Consider the following 19,129-nt stretch of genomic DNA (forward strand, 5'->3'; position numbering starts at 1 on the left):
CGCACTTTAGTCTGTGATTCATTACTGTCGATTGATCGAAGCGTTTGCTGCGATTTTAGCGACCGTAGAACGGGACTAACAATTAGTGGGGGATAAAGAAAAACCCCCACTAATTGAAGTTTCACTTTATTTCCCGAAAGAAAAACCTGCCGAGTGAATCGGCAGGTTTGGTGGTGTTTAGGGTGTGTTATCCGATTGAACCTTCCATTTCAAACTTAATCAAGCGGTTCATTTCTACGGCGTATTCCATTGGCAGTTCTTTTGTGAACGGTTCAATGAAGCCCATAACGATCATTTCTGTAGCTTCTTGCTCAGAGATTCCGCGGCTCATCAGATAGAATAATTGCTCTTCTGATACTTTAGAAACCTTCGCTTCATGCTCTAAAGAAATATTGTCATTTAAAATTTCATTGTATGGAATCGTATCAGAAGTTGAACTATTATCCATAATTAACGTATCACACTCGATGTTTGAACGAGCACCTTCCGCTTTACGTCCAAAGTGAACAATACCACGGTACGTTACTTTTCCGCCTTGTTTCGAGATTGATTTGGATACAATAGTAGAAGATGTATTCGGTGCCAAGTGTAACATTTTCGCTCCTGCATCTTGGTGCTGTCCTTTACCTGCGATTGCAATCGATAATGTCATACCTCGTGCGCCTTCTCCTTTAAGAATAACAGCAGGGTATTTCATCGTTAATTTAGAACCAATGTTGCCATCAATCCATTCCATCGTCGCATTCGCATCACATACTGCTCGCTTCGTAACTAGGTTGAATACGTTGTTCGCCCAGTTTTGAATTGTTGTATAACGACAGTAAGCATCTTTCTTGATGATGATTTCAACAACCGCACTATGAAGAGAGTTTGTTGTGTAAACTGGTGCTGTACAACCTTCAACATAGTGAACGCTTGCGCCTTCGTCAACGATGATTAGCGTACGTTCGAATTGTCCCATGTTTTCTGAATTGATTCGGAAATAAGCTTGTAGTGGTGTATCTACTTTGATGCCTTTAGGTACATAAATGAACGATCCACCAGACCAAACTGCTGAGTTTAGAGCAGAAAATTTATTATCAGATGGCGGAATTGTTTTTCCAAAATACTCGCGGAAAATATCTTCATTTTCTTTAAGTGCTGAATCTGTATCTTTAAAAACAATGCCCATGTCTTCAAGATCTTGCTTCATGTTATGGTAAACAACCTCTGATTCATATTGAGCCGAAACCCCAGCTAAATACTTTTGCTCGGCTTCAGGAATCCCTAACTTATCAAACGTTTGTTTAATTTCATCAGGAACTTCATCCCAAGATTTCTCAGATTTCTCAGACGGTTTTACGTAATACGTAATTTCATCGAAATTCAAGCTGTTTAAGTCGCCGCCCCATTGAGGCATCGGCATATTGTAAAAAATCTCCAATGACTTTAATCGGAAATCAAGCATCCATTGCGGTTCTTCTTTCATACGAGAGATTTCTTCGACGATTTCTTTTGTCAAACCACGTTTTGACCGAAAAATCGATACGTCTCTATCCGCAAAGCCATATTTATAATCACCGATATCAGGCATTTTCTTAGCCATAGCTCGTTTTCCTCCATTTCAAAATGGCAGAGGCTGTCTCATTAGAGTCTGACCCTACGTTTGAGACAGCTTCTTACTCACTGTGTTTATTTTAACAGACTGCAATTTCCTTCTTCAAACAAATAATGATCTAGAAAAGGCTAGTGCACATACACAATCTGTCAGGTCTCGATTTATTTCACTTTATTCCTTCAAGCCCTTTTCCATCGCCTTCCAAGCTAATGTTGCACACTTGATTCTAGCAGGAAACTTCGAAACTCCTTGAAGAGCTTCAATATCACCAAGGTCTAGAGTATCATCATATTCTTTCCCTTGAATCATTTCGGAAAATGTTTTTGAAAGGTTGAGTGCTGTTTCAATATCTTTCCCTTTTATCGCCTGAGTCATCATCGAAGCTGAACTCATTGAAATCGAACATCCTTCACCTTCAAACTTCGTATCGGTAACTTTCCCATCTTCCACTTTCAAAGTCAAACGGATTCGGTCGCCGCATGTCGGGTTATTCATATCAATGGTTAAGTTTCCATCTTCCAAAACGCCTTTATTACGTGGCTTTTTATAATGATCCATAATGACTTGACGATAAAGTGTATCTAAGTTATTAAAGGACATTACTGAAATACTCCTTTGTTTTGACAAGCCCTTTTACAAGCTTATCAATATCTTCTTCGGTGTTATACAGGTAGAAACTGGCACGAGCCGTTGCTGATACATCGAGCCATTTCATCAATGGCTGTGCACAGTGATGACCTGCACGAATGGCAATTCCATCCATATCGAGAACAGTTGCTAAATCATGTGGATGAACATCAGCAACATTAAAGGTTATTACTCCAGCACGCTTCATTGGATCAAGCGGGCCATAGATAGTTATCCCTTCAATCTCTGCCATCTTTTCTAGTGCATAGGCAGCCAAGTGATGCTCATGTGCTTCAATATTTTCTAAGCCAATTTCAGTAAGAAAGTCAATAGCTGCTCCTAGACCAATGGCACCAGCGATAATCGGGGTACCCCCTTCAAATTTCCAAGGGAGCTCTTTCCATGTAGATTCATATAGGCCTACAAAATCAATCATCTCACCGCCGAATTCGACCGGTTCCATTTTCTCGAGAAGCTCTTTCTTACCATATAATACGCCGATACCAGTCGGTCCGACCATCTTATGACCTGAGAAAGCAAAAAAGTCACAATCTAAATCTTGAACATCTACTTTTACATGTGGTGTACTTTGGGCACCGTCCACCACCATAATCGCTCCATGCTGATGAGCAATCTGAGCAATTTCTTTAATCGGGTTAATCACGCCCAATACATTCGAAACATGCACAATCGAAACAATCTTCGTTGCATCTGTTATCGTTGCTTTTACGTCAGCTAACGAGATTGTTCCATCAGGTGTGAGCGGTACATACTTGAGAACCGCTCCAGTCTGCTTGGCGATCTGCTGCCATGGAATGATGTTACTATGGTGTTCCATATAAGAAATGACAATCTCGTCACCTTCAGATAGATTGGCGCCACCATAGCTTTTCGCTACTATGTTTAAAGAAGTCGTTGTGCCTCTTGTAAAAATAATTTCTTCCATCGCAGAGGCATTAATGAATTTGCGAACCTTTTCACGGGCTCCTTCATACGCATCCGTAGCTTTTGTTCCAAGTGTATGAACTCCGCGGTGTACATTGGAGTTGTAGCCGCGGTAGTAATCTTCAATGGATTGAATCACTGCGCTTGGCTTTTGGGAAGTTGCAGCACTATCGAGATAAACTAGAGGCTGATCATTAACTTCTTGATCTAAAATTGGGAAAAGCTTACGAATTTCGTATGGATTCATTATCTAACTTTCCTTTCAATAACCTCAACTAGTTGCTTCTTAACGCCTTCAATTGGAAGAACATTTACGACCGGTGCAAGGAAGCCATGAATGACCAAGCGTTCTGCTTCAGTCTTTGGAATTCCTCTGCTCATTAAGTAGTATAATTGCAGCGGATCTACTCGACCAACTGATGCAGCATGTCCTGCCGTTACGTCATCTTCTTCAATAAGCAAAATTGGGTTCGCATCTCCACGAGCTTTTTCACTAAGCATCAACACACGTGATTCCTGCTCTGCATTCGCTTTTGTCGCTCCGTGTTCGATTTTCCCAATACCATTGAAAATGGTCTGTGCAGCATCTTTCATTACGCCGTGCTTCAGAATATATCCTTCAGAGCGTTTTCCATAATGAATAATTTGCGTTGTGAAGTTCTGCTTTTGTTCTCCGCGACCAACGACAACTGATTTCGTATCTCCGAATGAACCATCACCCATTAAATACGTTGTGTTATCAGAAATAGTGTTGCCATCATTCATTAATCCAAGCGCCCACTCAATTCGAGCATCACGACCTGCTACACCGCGTCGGTTCACATACGTAGTAAACCCTGAAGAAAGTGTATCAACAGCTCCATACGTAACTTTCGCATTCGCATTAGCAATGACTTCTGTCACAATGTTCGCAATTCCAGATGCTGATTCTACTGTAGAAATGTAGTTTTCAACATACGTTACTAAGCTATTGTCATCCGCTACAATTAATACATGGTTGAATAATGTAGCATCTGCATGATCTACTAAGAAAATAGTTTGAATCGGCTCTTTTATCTCAACATTTTTCGGAACATATAAAAACGCTCCACCGTTCATTAACGCAGCATGGAATGACACAAGGCGATGCTCATCAGCATTTACACCGTCTTTCATGAAGTATTTTTGTACAAGTTCTCCATGGTCGCGTACTGCTGTGAAGATATCTGTAAAGATAACACCTTCTGCCTTCAACTCTTCAGACAATCTAAAAAATGCAGGCGTATTATTGCGTTGGATATATAAGTTTTTGCTTTCTTCTAAATCAACAAGCGATTTCACAGCTTCTGGAAGGTCATTCAATGAAGTGAATGCTTCACTCTCAACAGTATGAGATTTGAAAGATGTGAAATTCCATTTATCTATTTTTGTTTTATCAGGTCTTGGCATCGGCAGATTTTCCAGTCCTGTAAATGCATGAACTCGAAGTTCTGTCAGCCAAGCTGGTTCGTTGTTTTGTTGCGAATAAGAGCTGATATACTCTTGTTCAACTGGTAATTTTGTTTCGGTAGTCATGACAAATCCTCCTACTTACGCTTCTTGGCCAACAGTTTCGTCTTCAATGCCTAATTCTTCTTTAATCCACTCGTATCCTTCTGCTTCAAGGCGTTGTGCAAGCTCAGGACCGCCTGATTTAACAACACGTCCTTGCATCATAACGTGAACGAAATCAGGAGTGATATAATTCAATAGACGTTGATAGTGAGTGATGATCAAGCAACCGAAATCTTCGCCACGCATATCATTGATCCCTTTTGATACGACTTTAAGAGCGTCAATATCTAACCCTGAGTCAATTTCGTCAAGGATTGCAATTTTTGGTTCAATCATCATTAATTGTAGAATTTCATTACGTTTTTTCTCTCCGCCTGAGAATCCTTCATTTAAGTAACGTTGCGCCATATCTTGATCCATTTCAAGGAAATCCATTTTCTCATCCATTTTGCGAATGAATTTCATTAATGAAATTTCATCGCCTTCTTCGCGGCGTGCGTTAATTGCTGAACGAAGGAAGTCTGCGTTTGTTACACCGCTGATTTCACTTGGATATTGCATAGCAAGGAAAAGACCAGCTTGGGCACGTTCGTCAACTTCCATTTCAAGAACGTCTTTGCCGTCAAATGTAATGCTTCCGCTAGTTACTTCATATTTAGGGTGGCCCATGATTGCTGAAGAAAGTGTAGACTTACCTGTTCCATTAGGTCCCATGATTGCATGGATTTCTCCACCTTTAACTTCAAGGTTAACACCTTTTAAAATTTCTTTTCCTTCAATTGAAACATGAAGATCTTTAACCGTTAATGTTGAACCTGACATAGTAATACCTCCGTGATCTAAATCCTATTTTATAGCTAGAAAGTAAGATACCTTCTTTTCTATGACCGTTAAAATGATTCTCACTTTATTCTCATTATAATCTTATATCAAATTTAAACTGTAAGCAACTAATTAAGAAGCTTTTCTACTATAAGGATAGTATTTTCCAATCCACAATGCAAGTAAAGCCCGTCCCTAGAAATTCCCTACAGGCATCCCATTATTTTTCCCATGAAAAGAAACAATGATTCGATTCTGATAAAGTTATTATAATGAAGACTATGTAAAGGTGGTTGATCAGGCTATTCCCAAGAGTCTGCCCTTTCGCTATGGGACACCCTCATCATTTTCTCAACAATAATGTTTACCACAGCAATCAAAAAAAAGATCGGCCGAAGTCCATTAAATGAACTTCGGCCGATCTTTTGCCTGTCTATTCAAATGGAATTATGAATAAATCTGGCGCTGCAGATTATTCACGATTCGGTTGCCTTCTTCATAATCCCTCTCTCTTCGTTCCTCGACCTGGAGTCGCACATCCAATCGCCTGCTATACTCACTGTAGCCTATCCCATGTGATTGTTGCATCGCTTTTTCCATTTCGCTCGTTACGGTTAACTCTAGAGAGTTGATAATGAATCATCCTTCCATTTTTTATTGGATTTTAGTGTAACATCTTAGCAATTTACTTTTCAAAATCCATATACTTGGCACAGAGTCGATTACACTTGATCAGCTTAGGAATACAACTAATATCCTTGCTATTACGGACCATTGCTATGTGATATGTATATCCTCCGACATTCCATTTGCAAAATTCACAAAAGAGAAGAAGGGTGTCCCAATGATCTCGCCCCTACTCTAACAACAGTTTATAAGTGATTTAGCCCACTTACTTTAAATTGTATATTAGTAGTCGAGGCTTGACCCTTTTGTTTGGGACACCCTTCTTCACAATATTTATTCAGCAGGTATAACTGCTCCTTTATACGTTTCAGTAATGAAATCTTGAATTTCTTTTGAGTGGAGAACGTCTACTAATGCTTTAATGTCTTCACGTTTCTCATCACCAGCACGAACGGCAATAATATTTACGTACGGATTATCTTTTGCTGACTCAACTGCAATTGGATCATTGATCGGATCAAGTCCAGCATCTAATGCATAGTTTGCATTGATTACTACAGCGTCTCCTTCGCCATTTTTAAAGACTTGTGGAAGCAATGCCGCTTCAATATTAGGTTGGAATACAAGTTTCTTCGGATTTTCAACAATATCATTGATCGTTGCTTTTGTTTTATTTACGCCTTCTTTTAACTTGATCAAACCATGTTCTTGGAAAATAGAAAGAATTCTTCCTTCATCTGATACAGCATCACGCATAATAATTTTTCCGCCTTTAGGGATTTCATCTAAACTTTTATACTTTTTTGAATAAATCCCAATTGGCTCAATGTGCACGGCGCCAGCATTAACCAAATCATAGCCCTCATCCGCATTCGCCTCTTCTAAATACGGTAAATGTTGGAAGAAATTCGCATCAATTTCTTTTCCAGCCAATGCTTTATTTGGCAAAATAAAATCTGAGAAAACTTTAATGTCAAGATCGATTCCTTTTTCTTTTAGAATGGGTTTTGCTTGTTCAAGAATCTCCGCGTGTGGAATATTTGAAGCACCGACTACAAGTGTAGTTGATTCATCAGCTGAACCTGCAGAACCATTGCCACTTTCCTTTTCATTATTGGCAGAACCACATGCAGTAAGACCTAATAATAACGCGGAAGTAATTGCTAATGTTGATAACCATTTTTTCTTCTTCATTTCCTTACCCTCCATCTTATCTTTTGTCTAATTTTGAAGTTATATAATCCCCAATAAATTGGATGACGAACACAATAAGTAAAATAAGAATCGTCGCTAACATCGTTACATCATTGTTGTTTCTCTGGAATCCTTCTTTATAAGCAAGATCTCCTAGTCCCCCCGCACCAATTGCTCCCGCCATCGCTGTATAACCGATCAATGCAATCGCAGTAACCGTAATACCTGAAACAAGTGCAGGCATGGATTCTGGTAATAGTACTTTGAAAATGATGGTACTCGTTTTAGCCCCCATAGATCTCGCGGCTTCAATCACGCCCTTATCCACTTCTCTAAGGCCAATCTCGACCATCCTCGCATAAAAGGGCGCAGCCCCGATAATTAATGCTGGGAGAGCCGCCTTTGCACCTAACATAGAACCTACCACAAAAATTGTAAACGGAATTAATAAGATAATCAGAATAATAAATGGGATTGAGCGGAAGATATTGACCACCGCAGAAATAATCACGTTGATAAATTTGTTTTCCCACATCTGTCCTTTAGACGTCAAAAATAACAATAACCCTAGTAAGATGCCTAATATAAAAGTCGCAAGTAAAGCAATACCTGTCATATATAATGTTTCTTTCGTTGCAAGCCAGATATTTTCCCAAATGACATTCGGAAACCAATTACTCAGCACTTGACATCACCTCCACGCCAACCTGCTGTTCTTTGATGAATTCAATCGCGTGGGCGATTTCTTCATCACTACCATCCATATGAATAAACAATGTGCCATACGATCCATGTTGAGTTTGCGAAATTTTTCCTTGTACGATATTAACATCCAATTGAAAATTACGAATAAGCTTTGTAATTAGTGGACTTTCCGTATTTTCGCCGACAAAAGTTAATTGTACAACCTTGCCTTGTGGATAGTGCTCTAGTAAATGTTCCACAGTGTCCTTCGTTTCCTCAGGCTCCGTTACTTGTTGAACAAACCTTTTTGTTATTTGCTCAGCAGGGTTCCTAAATACGTCAAGAACCGGTCCTTGCTCAACAATTCTGCCGCCTTCCATGACAGCTACCCGGTGACAAATTTTCTGGATGACATGCATTTCATGAGTAATAAGAACAATCGTCAACCCTAATCGTTTATTAATATCGACCAAAAGCTCTAGAATGGAGTCCGTTGTTTGCGGATCAAGTGCAGATGTCGCCTCATCACAAAGGAGTACTTTCGGGTTATTCGCTAATGCCCGGGCGATCCCAACCCTTTGCTTTTGTCCACCACTCAATTGAGAAGGGTAGGCCCCCTCCCTGCCCTCTAAGCCAACCAGCTTAATTAATTCATTGACTCGTTTTTGGCGTTCACTTTTTTTTATACCTGCAATTTCAAGTGGAAACGCGATATTATCGTGTACAGTACGAGACCACAATAAGTTGAAATGTTGAAAAATCATGCTAATCTCTTGACGTGCCTTTCGCAAGTTACGACCTTTAATGCTTGAAATGGTATTTCCTGCTACTACGACAGAACCCGATGAAGGGGTTTCTAGACCATTCAGCATGCGTATGAGGGTACTTTTTCCAGCGCCACTATACCCAATGATTCCAAATATTTCACCTTTATTAATCGTTAAATTCACTTCATCAACAGCCTTAATTGGCTTTGTTTGCACGGATTTAGTACTGAATACCTTACTAACTTTCGACAATGTTATCATTGAACTCACCTCTTTTTGCAATAAACCCTATGAACCTACTCATGTTGTTTGTAAAAACCTTCTACTAAATAAGATTTCACGAACTGCTCCATTCATGCATTGTTTATTTACATAATCGGAAATTAAAAATGCCTTTCCGCGTGAGCAGAAAGGCATTGTGAAAAAAGACCTTCCTCTCATCTCCCAAAGCAATCAGCTTTGCGTGAATTGGCACCTTTTCAAAGCATTAGCTTTGCCGGTTGCCGGGCTTCATCGGGCACATCCCTCCGCCTCTCTTGATAAGAGCAAACAAGTATAAGAAATTGACAAATCATCAATTAAAGTTCATTTCGTTTTCGTTGGAATAATACCATGCAAAAAGATAGAGTGTCAATGTATTATATTTCTATTTATTGAAAAATCGTTAAAAAACTTGGCAACAATCCCTTTAGATAAAGTGAAACTTCAATCAGTGGCGGTTTTCTTCATCCCCTACTGATTGTTAGTCCCGTTCTACTGTCGCTAAGATCGCAGTAAACGCTTCGATCAATCGACAGTACGAACTAAGGACTACATACGCCGCATCCTGTGGGCGTAAACTTTACCTCTGCTCATGCATCGGTAAGTTTCACTGTATCTTTTACGGGCAGTCGATCCCCCCACCTATCTTCTTTTAGCATGCTCAGAATCTCGAGGTGGGGGTCTTACTGCTTAAAAGTGGGAAAAATTATTTTACTGCAAGTGAATGAATGCCTGTAGCTTTTTCAATCGCTTGTTCAAGATCATCGATTAAGTCTTGGGCATTCTCAATTCCAACCGATAAACGTACCAAATCCTCAGACACACCTGATTTTTCAAGTTCTTTGACTGAAAGTTGCTGATGCGTCGTGCTCGCAGGATGGATGATTAAACTCTTCGCATCCCCAACATTGGCTACATGAGACCATAGGCGAATGGAATTGATCAGATTCGCACCTGCTTCTCTACCACCTTTAATGCCAAACGTCACAATGGAACCTGCTCCTTTTGGCAAATATTTGTCAGCCAAGCTCTTATCAGGATGATCTTCATTACCAGGATAGTAGACCCATGAGACAGCTGGATGATTTTGCAGATAGTCGATGATAATCTTTGTATTCAAAATATGTTCCTTCATCCTCACATGCAATGTTTCCAGCCCAATTGCGAATTGGAAAGCACTCTGCGGACTTAATGCTGGTCCAAGATCTCGGAGTAGCTGTACACGTGCTTTGGTAATAAAGGCGGCTGGACCAACTGCTTCTGCATAAACGATTCCGTCATAGCTTGGATCTGGTTCAGTGAACCCTGGGAAATTAGGTGAATTATAATCGAATTTCCCTGCGTCTACAATGATTCCCCCCATTGTTGTTCCATTTCCAAGCAGCCATTTTGTTGCGGAATGAACGACAATATCCGCGCCAAACTCAATCGGTCTGCACAGATATGGAGTAGCAAACGTGTTATCGATAATGAGTGGAACGCCTGCTTCATGTGCAATGTCAGCCACAGCTTCAATATCAAACACACGCAAACTTGGATTGCCGATTATTTCTGCAAAAACTGCTCTTGTTCGTGAAGTAATCGCATCTCTGAAATTTTCAGGATCATCAGGTGAAACAAATCGGACCTTTATCCCATATTTCGGAAGTGTATTGGCAAATAAATTATATGTACCCCCATATAAAGTTGAAGCTGCTACAATTTCATCTCCCGCACCAGCAATATTTAAAATGGCTAAAGTGATTGCAGCCATTCCGCTCGATACCGCTAAAGCGCCAATTCCACCTTCCAATAAGGCCACTCTTTCCTCAAATGTTGTAACTGTCGGATTGTGAATTCTTGAATAAATGTACCCAGGCTCTTTTAATCCGAACAAATTAGCAGCATGCTCCGTACTTTTGAACGCGAAAGCATTACTTTGGTAAATCGGCAATGATCTTGCTCCAGTTACCGGATCTGCCTCTAATCCCCCATGTACACTCAATGTCTCAAAACGATAATTGTTTTTTTCTTCTCCCATGTAGTCCCACTCCCATTTCTTCATTTTTACGATCCTATTCGCTCCGCAATGATAGGTATATGAGAATCAAAAAAAACCACTTCTTTAAGAAGAGGTTTATTATAAACTCTCCTTATCTTCCAGAGCTAATACTCTGCTGGAATTAGCACCGTGTATGTATCACATACCGGTTGCCGGGCTTCATAGGACCAGTTCCTCCACCACTCTTGATAAGAAATTAATTTAATTTTCGGTAAATTGTTCTTGTGATAAATATATCATGAGCAATAATGCCAGTCAACCGCATCTTTCTTTTATTTCACAGCTTTTTTCATCCCACGATCAGACGTTACTCTCTTTCCTTCGACAAAACTTTCATCAAAAAACATTTCTTGTCATTATTTCCCGAGAAATAGACGTTTAAAGATCAATCCCTTAATAGGATCCACAATGAATATGTAAACGGTTCTCATCAAATGAATAGCAAATACCCGAATAATGGATAGCAAGCTTCTCCATCATTCGGGCATGAATCCGTAGTATAGAAAATCATTCTTCATGATTCTAGCTCCTTTAAGAGAGCATACAGATACGGTACTGATTGAAAAGCATAAACTTTTTCAATCAATTGTCCTTCTTTAAAAAGCAGCAAGCAAGGAACACTTTCTACTTTATATTGCGTCGAAATAGCTGGGCTATAGTTCATATTCATCTTACCGCTTTTTAATTCAGGATAAAGCTCTAACGCAACAGTCAGCATTTTTGAAGCGACCTGACAAGTTCCACACATCGGGGTATACAAATATAAACAAACCGTCTTATCCCGTTGAATTGCGTCATTTAATTCTGTTTCATTCCATTCTTGCATGGTAACACTCATCCTCTATTCTAAATATTCCACTTTCACGTCTATTTTGGCTGCCAGTAGCATAGTTGAAAGATGTTTTAGCGGAGCATCCGCTACTTGACGATACATTTTGTCTATATAAATATGGGAAGCGTTTGGCATTTCGCGCATCAGCTGTTTCCGAAGCTTTTCTCCAGATTTATCTGCATCAACGAGGATATATACATCCTTGTCTTCCAATTCCTCCACAAGTTCATCCAATCTCACTAAAGAGATTGTTCCGTTTGTACAGATAATCTCTACATCTTCGTTCAAAATCTTTTTTACTTGACGCTTATCAGAAGTTCCTTCGACAATAAGAATTTTTTCAACCTCAGACTGCATGAACAACATCATCACCCATCTTGAGTTCTTTCAAAATACTAGAAACTTGAAACAAGTGGCCTACCTATTGCCCGAATAATAAACAAGGAAGACCGTTGCTACAGCCTTCCTCATTTAACATCTTATCCTTCGTTAGTCATTTCTTCGTATGCCTCTGCTGTCATTAATTTCTCAATTTCAGTGCTGTCAGACGGCTCGACTACAACCATCCAAGCCTTCTCATAAGGAGACTCGTTTACAAACTCAGGGCTATCATTTAGATCCTCATTCACTGCAACGACTTTACCACTGATCGGTGCGTATAATTCAGAAACCGTTTTTACAGATTCAACGCTACCGAATGGCTCGTCCGCTTTAATTTCATCGCCTACTTCTGGAAGCTCAACAAACACAATATCACCAAGCTCTGATTGCGCAAAGTGTGTAATCCCGATACGAACCGTTTCGCCTTCTGTTTTTACCCATTCATGTTCTTCTGAATAACGTAATTCTTTTGGTGTTGTCATTAGTAAATCCCTCCAAGTATGTAGTAGTAACTCTCTTATAGTATATAAGTAGATTTTTCAATTTGGAAGTACAAACTTTAGATCCAGTTCTTCTCAAATTCTTCTTCTTTAAAACCTACCGTTACTTTCCTGCCATCCGTAACAATCGGACGTTTTATTAACATCCCATCAGAAGCCAGAATTTCCAACATTTCTTGTTCAGATGCCTCTTTCAAACGATCCTTTAAACCCAATTCACGATACTTTTGACCACTTGTGTTGAAGAATTTCTTTAAATCGAGACCACTGTTATGGAACAACTCTTTCAATTCAGAACTTGAAGGCGGATTTTCCGCGATGTGGATGTCTTTGTATGTAAGTTCATGTGCATCAAGCCACTTCTTAGCATTGCGGCAAGTTCCGCATTTTGGATACCAATAAAATGTTAAGGACATTTTCTCACCACCTATTGATAGAATACCCTTTTTTCAATAGCAACACAAAAGATTCAGCAACGAAAATAGAAAAAGACTCCCAGCAATATTGAACACTGGAGATGCTTAAACTCTAGGTCCGAATCCGGAATCTTTTCTCATTTCTCAATTTATCCCGCATTAACGGGCAATAAAACCCCCACCTCAAGGCTCAGAAGAATCGAGGAAGCCTAGTTGGAGGATAACTGCCTGTAAAAGCCCGATTGGTGAAACTTCAATAAGTGGGGGATGAAGCCCCCCACTTATTGAAGTTTCACTTTATAACACAAATTTCCCTGCTTCAATTAATTTAACAGAGGCTTCACGCTTTTTGGCAATAACATTGATTGGCATGTGTCTAGTTAATTTGCGAAGGGAAGAAAGCATGATACGCAATGGGTCACCGACTTCTACAGCAATTAATGTTTCTTTTGCATGCTGCTCGATTTCATTGAACGCTTCTTGAACGAAGATTTCTGTGTAAAGAACTTTTTGTTGGTTCTTTTCTATTCCAGTTGTAGCGATTGCTTTTTCTGTACGTAAAAGAACTGATTCAGCGGCATAAGTAAGAGATGCAATATCAGCAATGTTCACTAGAATTTCTTGCTCTTCTTCAAGCTTAGGTCCGAATTTTTGTGCAGCGAGCCCTGCAGCAAGCAAAGCGATTTTCTTTGCATTTCTTACTAGCATTTTTTCTTGTGCCAATAGCTCATCACCTGGTTCCTCAGGCATCATCATCAATAACTCTTCTTTTAGCGTTTGAGCTTTTTGCAGAAGGGGCAACTCGCCTTTTAACGCTTTTTTCAAGAATGTTCCCGGTACCAATAAACGATTGATTTCATTCGTTCCTTCAAAGATACGATTGATTCTGGAATCACGGTATGCACGTTCAATTTCGTATTCTTGCATGAAACCATAGCCTCCATGTAGCTGAACGCCTTCGTCCACAACATAGTCCAAAACTTCAGTCGCAAAGAATTTATTTAATGAACATTCAATCGCATATTCGGCAATGGATGCTGCAACGGCCTTGCCGTCTTTTACCTCTTCATCAGACAGCTGACTCATTCTTTGTTCAAAAAGACCAACTGTACGGTAAACAGAACTTTCTGCTGCATAAATTCTCGCAGCCATTGTCGCCAATTTCTCCTTTGTTAAGTTAAAAGAGGATATGGCTGTTTTAAATTGTTGCCTTTGGTTCGTATAGCTAGCGGCCAATTCGAAGGCACGCTTAGCTCCACCGACTACACCTACACCTAATTTATAACGTCCGACATTTAAAATATTGAAAGCAATAACGTGTCCACGACCAGCTTCACCAAGAAGATTCTCAACCGGCACTTCGGCATCTTCTAGGATCAACGTACGTGTAGACGAACTCTTGATACCCATTTTCTTCTCTTCAGCACCGACAGATACACCAGTGAATTCACGTTCAATGATAAATGCTGAGAATTTTTCCCCATCGATTTTTGCATATACAATGAATACATCCGCAAAAGCTGAATTGGTGATCCATTGTTTTTCACCGTTTAATACGTAGTGAGTTCCTTTTTCATTCAGTTTTGCTACGGTTTTTGCTCCTAAAGCATCTGATCCTGAACTCGGCTCAGTCAAAGCGTAAGCGGCAATTTTTTCACCAGTTGCAAGCAATGGCAGGTATTTTTGTTTTTGATCTTCGTTCCCGAAAAGAACGATTGGCAGAGATCCAATTCCTACATGAGCACCGTGTGTAATTCCGAAACCACCTGCACGAGACATTTTTTCAGCAATTAATGCTGAGCTGACTTTATCAAGACCAAGTCCACCGTATTCTTCTGGAACATCCGCTCCTAGTAGTCCAAGGTCACCGGCTTGTTTCAACAATTTTACTGAACGATCGAATTCGTGCTTCTCTAAATATTCAACTTCTGGTACTACCTTATTAATGACGAAATCCTCCGTTGTTTTTGCAATCATTTTTTGCTCGTCTGTGTAATCCTCTGGGGTGAACATTTGATCATACGTAATGTCTTCTACTAAAAAACCGCCGCCTTTGATTAACTTTTCAGTTTCGTTAGCCATCTTCTCGTGCCTCCTAATCTGATCATTGGGTCAGACCCCTTTTTTCTACCGCACAAGTTATTACCCGATCAATTCGAATACTCCAGCAGCTCCCATTCCGCCGCCGATACACATTGTTACTACTCCAAATTGCTGATTCTTTCGTTTCATTTCATGAAGCAGGCTAAGTGTTAATTTTGCACCGGTACAACCAAGTGGATGGCCGAGGGCAATTGCACCGCCATTTACGTTCACAATTTCTTCATTTAGACCAAGCTCACGGATGATTTGGATCGATTGAGAAGCAAACGCTTCATTCAATTCAAATAAACCAATATCTGAGAGCGCAAGTCCCGCTAGTTTTAATGCTTTAGGTATCGCCGCTACCGGACCAATCCCCATGATTTCAGGAGGAACGCCAGCTACTGCAAATGAACGAAATTTCCCCAATGGAACCAAGCCATGTGAAGTTGCTTTCTCTCGATCCATGACCATAACAGCCGCCGCTCCATCACTTGTTTGTGATGCATTACCCGCTGTTACGGAGCCCATTACTGAAAAGGCTGGTCGTAATTTGCTTAGAATATCTATCGTGGTCCCTTCACGTACACCTTCGTCTGTCGTAAATTGATAGCTTCTTGACTCTGGCTTGAAATCTGCACCAACAGAATGAATCGTCACGTCAACAGGAACAATCTCATCAGCAAATTTTCCATTCGCAATTGCTTTCGCAGCTTTTTGATGGCTACGAACTGCAAAAGCATCTTGGTCTTCACGAGAGATGCCGAATTTCTTCGCTACTTCTTCAGCTGTATGCCCCATTCCCATATAATACTCAGGAGCCGTTTCTGCGAGCTTCGCATTCGGACGAGTTACATGTCCCATCATTGGCACCATACTCATTGATTCTGCTCCACCGGCAATGACGGTATCGCTAAACCCGAGCATGATTCTTTCTGCACCATAGGCAATACTGTTCAAACCACTTGAACAATAGCGATTGATCGTAATGGCCGGCACAGAATGAGGCAAGCCGGCCAGTGCACCAATGTTTCTTGCCATGTTTAAGCCTTGTTCTGCTTCTGGCATGGCACAACCAATGATTAAATCATCAATGTTTCCTTCATAATCGCCAGCACGTTTTAAGGTCTCTTTCACCACAAGAGCACCTAAGTCATCCGGGCGTACTTTTGCAAGAGAGCCTTTTTTCGCTTTCCCAACTGGCGTTCTTGCTCCAGCTACTATTACCGCTTCTCTCATGAGGACCCTCCTTACGTAAAATGAAACTTCAATCAGTGGAGTTTTGACTTTCCATGAATCTGGGATACATGTAAGTCATTATTCTGTAATGCTATATGAACGATTATCAAGATTAGTTGCGTAGCGGCTTTCCTTTAAGAAGCATATGTTGCATTCTCTGTTGAGATTTCGGCATAGAAATTAAGCTTAGGAATGCTTCTTTTTCTAAGTTCAATAAGTATTGTTCATCCACTTCTGTACCGAATGGCACCATCCCGCCTGCAAGAACAAAGGCAAGCTTTTTCGCTATGACCATGTCATGTTCAGAGATATATCCTGTTAGACGCATCGACTCAGCTCCTAGTAGAAGGGTTGCATATCCCGATTCGCCGACTACTGGCATTTTTGTCTTTATCGGAGCCGTATAGCCTTGCTCATGTAATGCAAGAACAGCTTGCTTCGCATCATAAATTAAGTGATCTGGATTCACACTAATTCCATCTGTAACATTCAAGAAATTATTTTCATGTGCTTCTTCTCCTGAAGAGGAAACCTTTGCCGTCGCCACCATTTCAAATACTTTATTTACGACTTTCTGTAAATCAACTTCCACACCTTTTGGTAAACTCTTTATCGTCTTATAATACAGTTCCTTTGCTCCACCGCCGCCTGGAATTAAACCAACTCCCACTTCAACAAGACCCATGTATGTTTCCAACGATGCCTGAATACGGGCCGCCGGAAGACACACTTCAGCCCCTCCACCTAAAGTCATATTAAATGGTGCAGCAACAACTGGTTTCGGGCTGTATTTAATCTTCAACATGGCTTTTTGGAACTGAGTGATGACTATATCTAGTTCGAAAATATTGTCATCTTGGGCTTCCATTAGCATTAATGCGATATTCGCTCCGACACAGAAGTTCTTCCCCTGGTTCCCAATGACAAGACCTTTGTAATTTGTGGCTACTTCCTCAATTGCAAAGTTAATCATTTGAATGATATCAAGTCCTATTGCATTGTTTTGTGAGGTGAATTCTAGCAATGCCACACCATCACCGATATCGATTAAGCTTGCGCCAGCGTTCTTTTTGATGACCCCTTTTTGCTTTTTCACTTTTTTTAAATTGATTGCTTTAGGATTTTCGATGAGTTGCTTATATTTACCATGATGGAAGTACAGCGTTTCACCTTGTTCATTTTCTTTGTAAAAGTGAGTGAATCCGTTTCTGAGCATTTCTTTTAACCATTCTGGTATATGAATGCCTTCTTGCTCTAATTGTGTAACGGACTTCTCTAGTCCAATCGCATCCCATATTTCAAACGGACCTTTTGACCAGCCGAATCCCCACTTCATCGCTTGATCGATTGCCACGATATCGTCTGCAATTTCACCAAGTTGTGTAGCAGAGTAAGTAAGTACTGGGGTTAATATCTTCCACAAGAGCTGTCCGGCACGATCATCCGAATAAATGAGCGCCTTCATTTGATTTGAATAGCCTTTTGCCTGTTTGCTCATTTCAGTAGAGGCTGTTTTTAGTTTCTTTCTCGGTCCGTATTCTAGGGTTTGCGGATTAAGTTCAAGAATTTCTTTTCCTTTTTTCATGAAAAATCCCTGGCCACTTTTGCTTCCCAGCCACCCTCTTTCAACTATTTTTGTTACAAAATCAGGTATCCGAAAGACTTCCTTCTCTTTACCATCCACCTGGTCATAAACATTTTTTGCTACATGAGCAAATGTGTCTAACCCCACAACATCAAGTGTACGAAACGTTGCACTTTTCGGTCTGCCAATCATCGGTCCTGTGATGGAGTCTACTTCACCGATACTGTAACCGCCTTTTAACATTTCTTGTACAGTTACAAGTAAACCATATGTTCCAATTCGGTTAGCAATGAAGTTTGGGGTATCTTTTGCTTCAACAACCCCTTTTCCGAGGACATCTTCACCAAATTGTTTCATAAATAAGAGTACCTTTGGATCAGTCAATTTTGTTGGGATAATTTCAAGTAGCTTTAAATAACGTGGTGGGTTAAAGAAATGAGTGCCTAGAAAGTGCTTTTGAAAGTCCGTCGAACGCCCATCCGCCATAGCTTCGATCGAAATGCCTGATGTATTGGAGCTAATGATACTACCTTGCTTTCTATATTGATCCACTTTTGCGAAAATGTCTTTTTTCACTTGCAGGTTTTCAACAACAACTTCAATCACCCAATCCACTTCAGCAAGCTTTTCTAAGTCATCTTCAAAGTTACCGGCTTCGATCAATGCAAGTTTGCTTTTTGAAGTAAGCGGTGCGGGCTTTTGTTTTAATAGCTTTTGAATAGACGTTTGGCTGATTCGATTTCTCACCGCTTTATCTTTAAGTGACAATCCTTGTTTCTTTTCATCCTCTGTAAGCTCCGCGGGAACGATATCTAAAAGATAAGTTGGAATTCCTATGTTAGCAAGGTGTGCGGCAATCCCTGAGCCCATAACCCCTGACCCCAGAACAGCAGCCCTTCTGATTCGTCGCACCAAATTCAATCCCCCTTATTCAAATGTCTTGAATGAATACTCATTCATTTTTTCATTAAAAATAAGCGACCTCTCTCCTACTTT

At 40.3% G+C, this 19,129-nt stretch carries 17 protein-coding genes and 2 riboswitches; all 17 genes read right to left on the bottom strand.

Annotation, left to right across the window (positions count from 1 at the left end):
* Window positions 1-187: 187 nt before the first annotated feature.
* Window positions 188-1,585 carry a Fe-S cluster assembly protein SufB gene (gene sufB / locus ACIQZI_RS17720; protein ID WP_062185855.1) on the bottom strand — a complete coding sequence of 466 codons (1,398 nt, stop codon included), beginning with the start codon at window positions 1,583-1,585 and terminating at the stop codon, window positions 188-190.
* Between the two features lie 183 nt (window positions 1,586-1,768).
* Window positions 1,769-2,197, bottom strand: coding sequence for a Fe-S cluster assembly sulfur transfer protein SufU (gene sufU, locus ACIQZI_RS17725; protein ID WP_062185853.1), 429 nt, complete (start codon window positions 2,195-2,197; stop codon window positions 1,769-1,771).
* The gene (locus tag ACIQZI_RS17730; RefSeq protein ID WP_062185851.1) at window positions 2,187-3,416 is read right to left on the bottom strand and encodes a cysteine desulfurase; all 1,230 of its coding nucleotides are present in this window, start codon (window positions 3,414-3,416) and stop codon (window positions 2,187-2,189) included. The genes sufU and ACIQZI_RS17730 overlap by 11 nt, the downstream gene beginning before the upstream one ends.
* On the bottom strand, window positions 3,416-4,723 hold the full coding sequence (sufD, locus tag ACIQZI_RS17735) for a Fe-S cluster assembly protein SufD (protein WP_403075484.1): 1,308 nt from the start codon (window positions 4,721-4,723) through the stop codon (window positions 3,416-3,418). The genes ACIQZI_RS17730 and sufD overlap by 1 nt, the downstream gene beginning before the upstream one ends.
* A gap of 15 nt (window positions 4,724-4,738) precedes the next feature.
* A complete protein-coding gene (gene sufC / locus ACIQZI_RS17740; RefSeq protein ID WP_062185846.1) occupies window positions 4,739-5,524 on the bottom strand; it encodes a Fe-S cluster assembly ATPase SufC in 786 nt (261 codons plus the stop codon).
* Between the two features lie 447 nt (window positions 5,525-5,971).
* Window positions 5,972-6,124 (bottom strand): YuzK family famiily protein, encoded by a 153-nt coding sequence (locus ACIQZI_RS24310; RefSeq protein ID WP_483878424.1) that lies wholly within the window; start codon window positions 6,122-6,124, stop codon window positions 5,972-5,974.
* 360 nt (window positions 6,125-6,484) lie between these two features.
* A complete protein-coding gene (locus ACIQZI_RS17745) occupies window positions 6,485-7,345 on the bottom strand; it encodes a MetQ/NlpA family ABC transporter substrate-binding protein (RefSeq protein WP_403075487.1) in 861 nt (286 codons plus the stop codon).
* A 16-nt stretch (window positions 7,346-7,361) separates the two neighbouring features.
* Window positions 7,362-8,030, bottom strand: coding sequence for a methionine ABC transporter permease (locus tag ACIQZI_RS17750; RefSeq protein WP_062185842.1), 669 nt, complete (start codon window positions 8,028-8,030; stop codon window positions 7,362-7,364).
* Window positions 8,020-9,057, bottom strand: coding sequence for a methionine ABC transporter ATP-binding protein (locus tag ACIQZI_RS17755; RefSeq protein ID WP_403075492.1), 1,038 nt, complete (start codon window positions 9,055-9,057; stop codon window positions 8,020-8,022). The genes ACIQZI_RS17750 and ACIQZI_RS17755 overlap by 11 nt, the downstream gene beginning before the upstream one ends.
* A gap of 173 nt (window positions 9,058-9,230) precedes the next feature.
* Window positions 9,231-9,342: riboswitch (SAM riboswitch) on the bottom strand.
* Window positions 9,343-9,763: 421 nt separating this feature from the next.
* Window positions 9,764-11,077 carry an O-acetylhomoserine aminocarboxypropyltransferase/cysteine synthase family protein gene (locus ACIQZI_RS17760; RefSeq protein WP_062185838.1) on the bottom strand — a complete coding sequence of 438 codons (1,314 nt, stop codon included), beginning with the start codon at window positions 11,075-11,077 and terminating at the stop codon, window positions 9,764-9,766.
* Window positions 11,078-11,186: 109 nt separating this feature from the next.
* Window positions 11,187-11,293: riboswitch (SAM riboswitch) on the bottom strand.
* 319 nt (window positions 11,294-11,612) lie between these two features.
* Window positions 11,613-11,924 (bottom strand): thioredoxin family protein, encoded by a 312-nt coding sequence (locus ACIQZI_RS17765; RefSeq protein ID WP_062185835.1) that lies wholly within the window; start codon window positions 11,922-11,924, stop codon window positions 11,613-11,615.
* A 15-nt stretch (window positions 11,925-11,939) separates the two neighbouring features.
* Window positions 11,940-12,287 (bottom strand): toprim domain-containing protein, encoded by a 348-nt coding sequence (locus ACIQZI_RS17770; protein ID WP_157279659.1) that lies wholly within the window; start codon window positions 12,285-12,287, stop codon window positions 11,940-11,942.
* A gap of 122 nt (window positions 12,288-12,409) precedes the next feature.
* Window positions 12,410-12,793: a glycine cleavage system protein GcvH gene (gcvH, locus tag ACIQZI_RS17775; protein WP_062185831.1), complete on the bottom strand. Its 384-nt coding sequence runs from the start codon at window positions 12,791-12,793 to the stop codon at window positions 12,410-12,412.
* Between the two features lie 77 nt (window positions 12,794-12,870).
* Window positions 12,871-13,227: an arsenate reductase family protein gene (locus ACIQZI_RS17780; protein ID WP_062185829.1), complete on the bottom strand. Its 357-nt coding sequence runs from the start codon at window positions 13,225-13,227 to the stop codon at window positions 12,871-12,873.
* Between the two features lie 297 nt (window positions 13,228-13,524).
* Window positions 13,525-15,309, bottom strand: coding sequence for an acyl-CoA dehydrogenase family protein (locus ACIQZI_RS17785; protein ID WP_403075498.1), 1,785 nt, complete (start codon window positions 15,307-15,309; stop codon window positions 13,525-13,527).
* A gap of 60 nt (window positions 15,310-15,369) precedes the next feature.
* Window positions 15,370-16,548 carry an acetyl-CoA C-acetyltransferase gene (locus tag ACIQZI_RS17790; RefSeq protein ID WP_403075501.1) on the bottom strand — a complete coding sequence of 393 codons (1,179 nt, stop codon included), beginning with the start codon at window positions 16,546-16,548 and terminating at the stop codon, window positions 15,370-15,372.
* Between the two features lie 112 nt (window positions 16,549-16,660).
* On the bottom strand, window positions 16,661-19,048 hold the full coding sequence (locus ACIQZI_RS17795; protein WP_403075503.1) for a 3-hydroxyacyl-CoA dehydrogenase/enoyl-CoA hydratase family protein: 2,388 nt from the start codon (window positions 19,046-19,048) through the stop codon (window positions 16,661-16,663).
* Window positions 19,049-19,129: the final 81 nt, after the last annotated feature.

Source organism: Peribacillus sp. NPDC096379 (assembly GCF_044762875.1).
Lineage (GTDB): Bacteria > Bacillota > Bacilli > Bacillales > DSM-1321 > Peribacillus.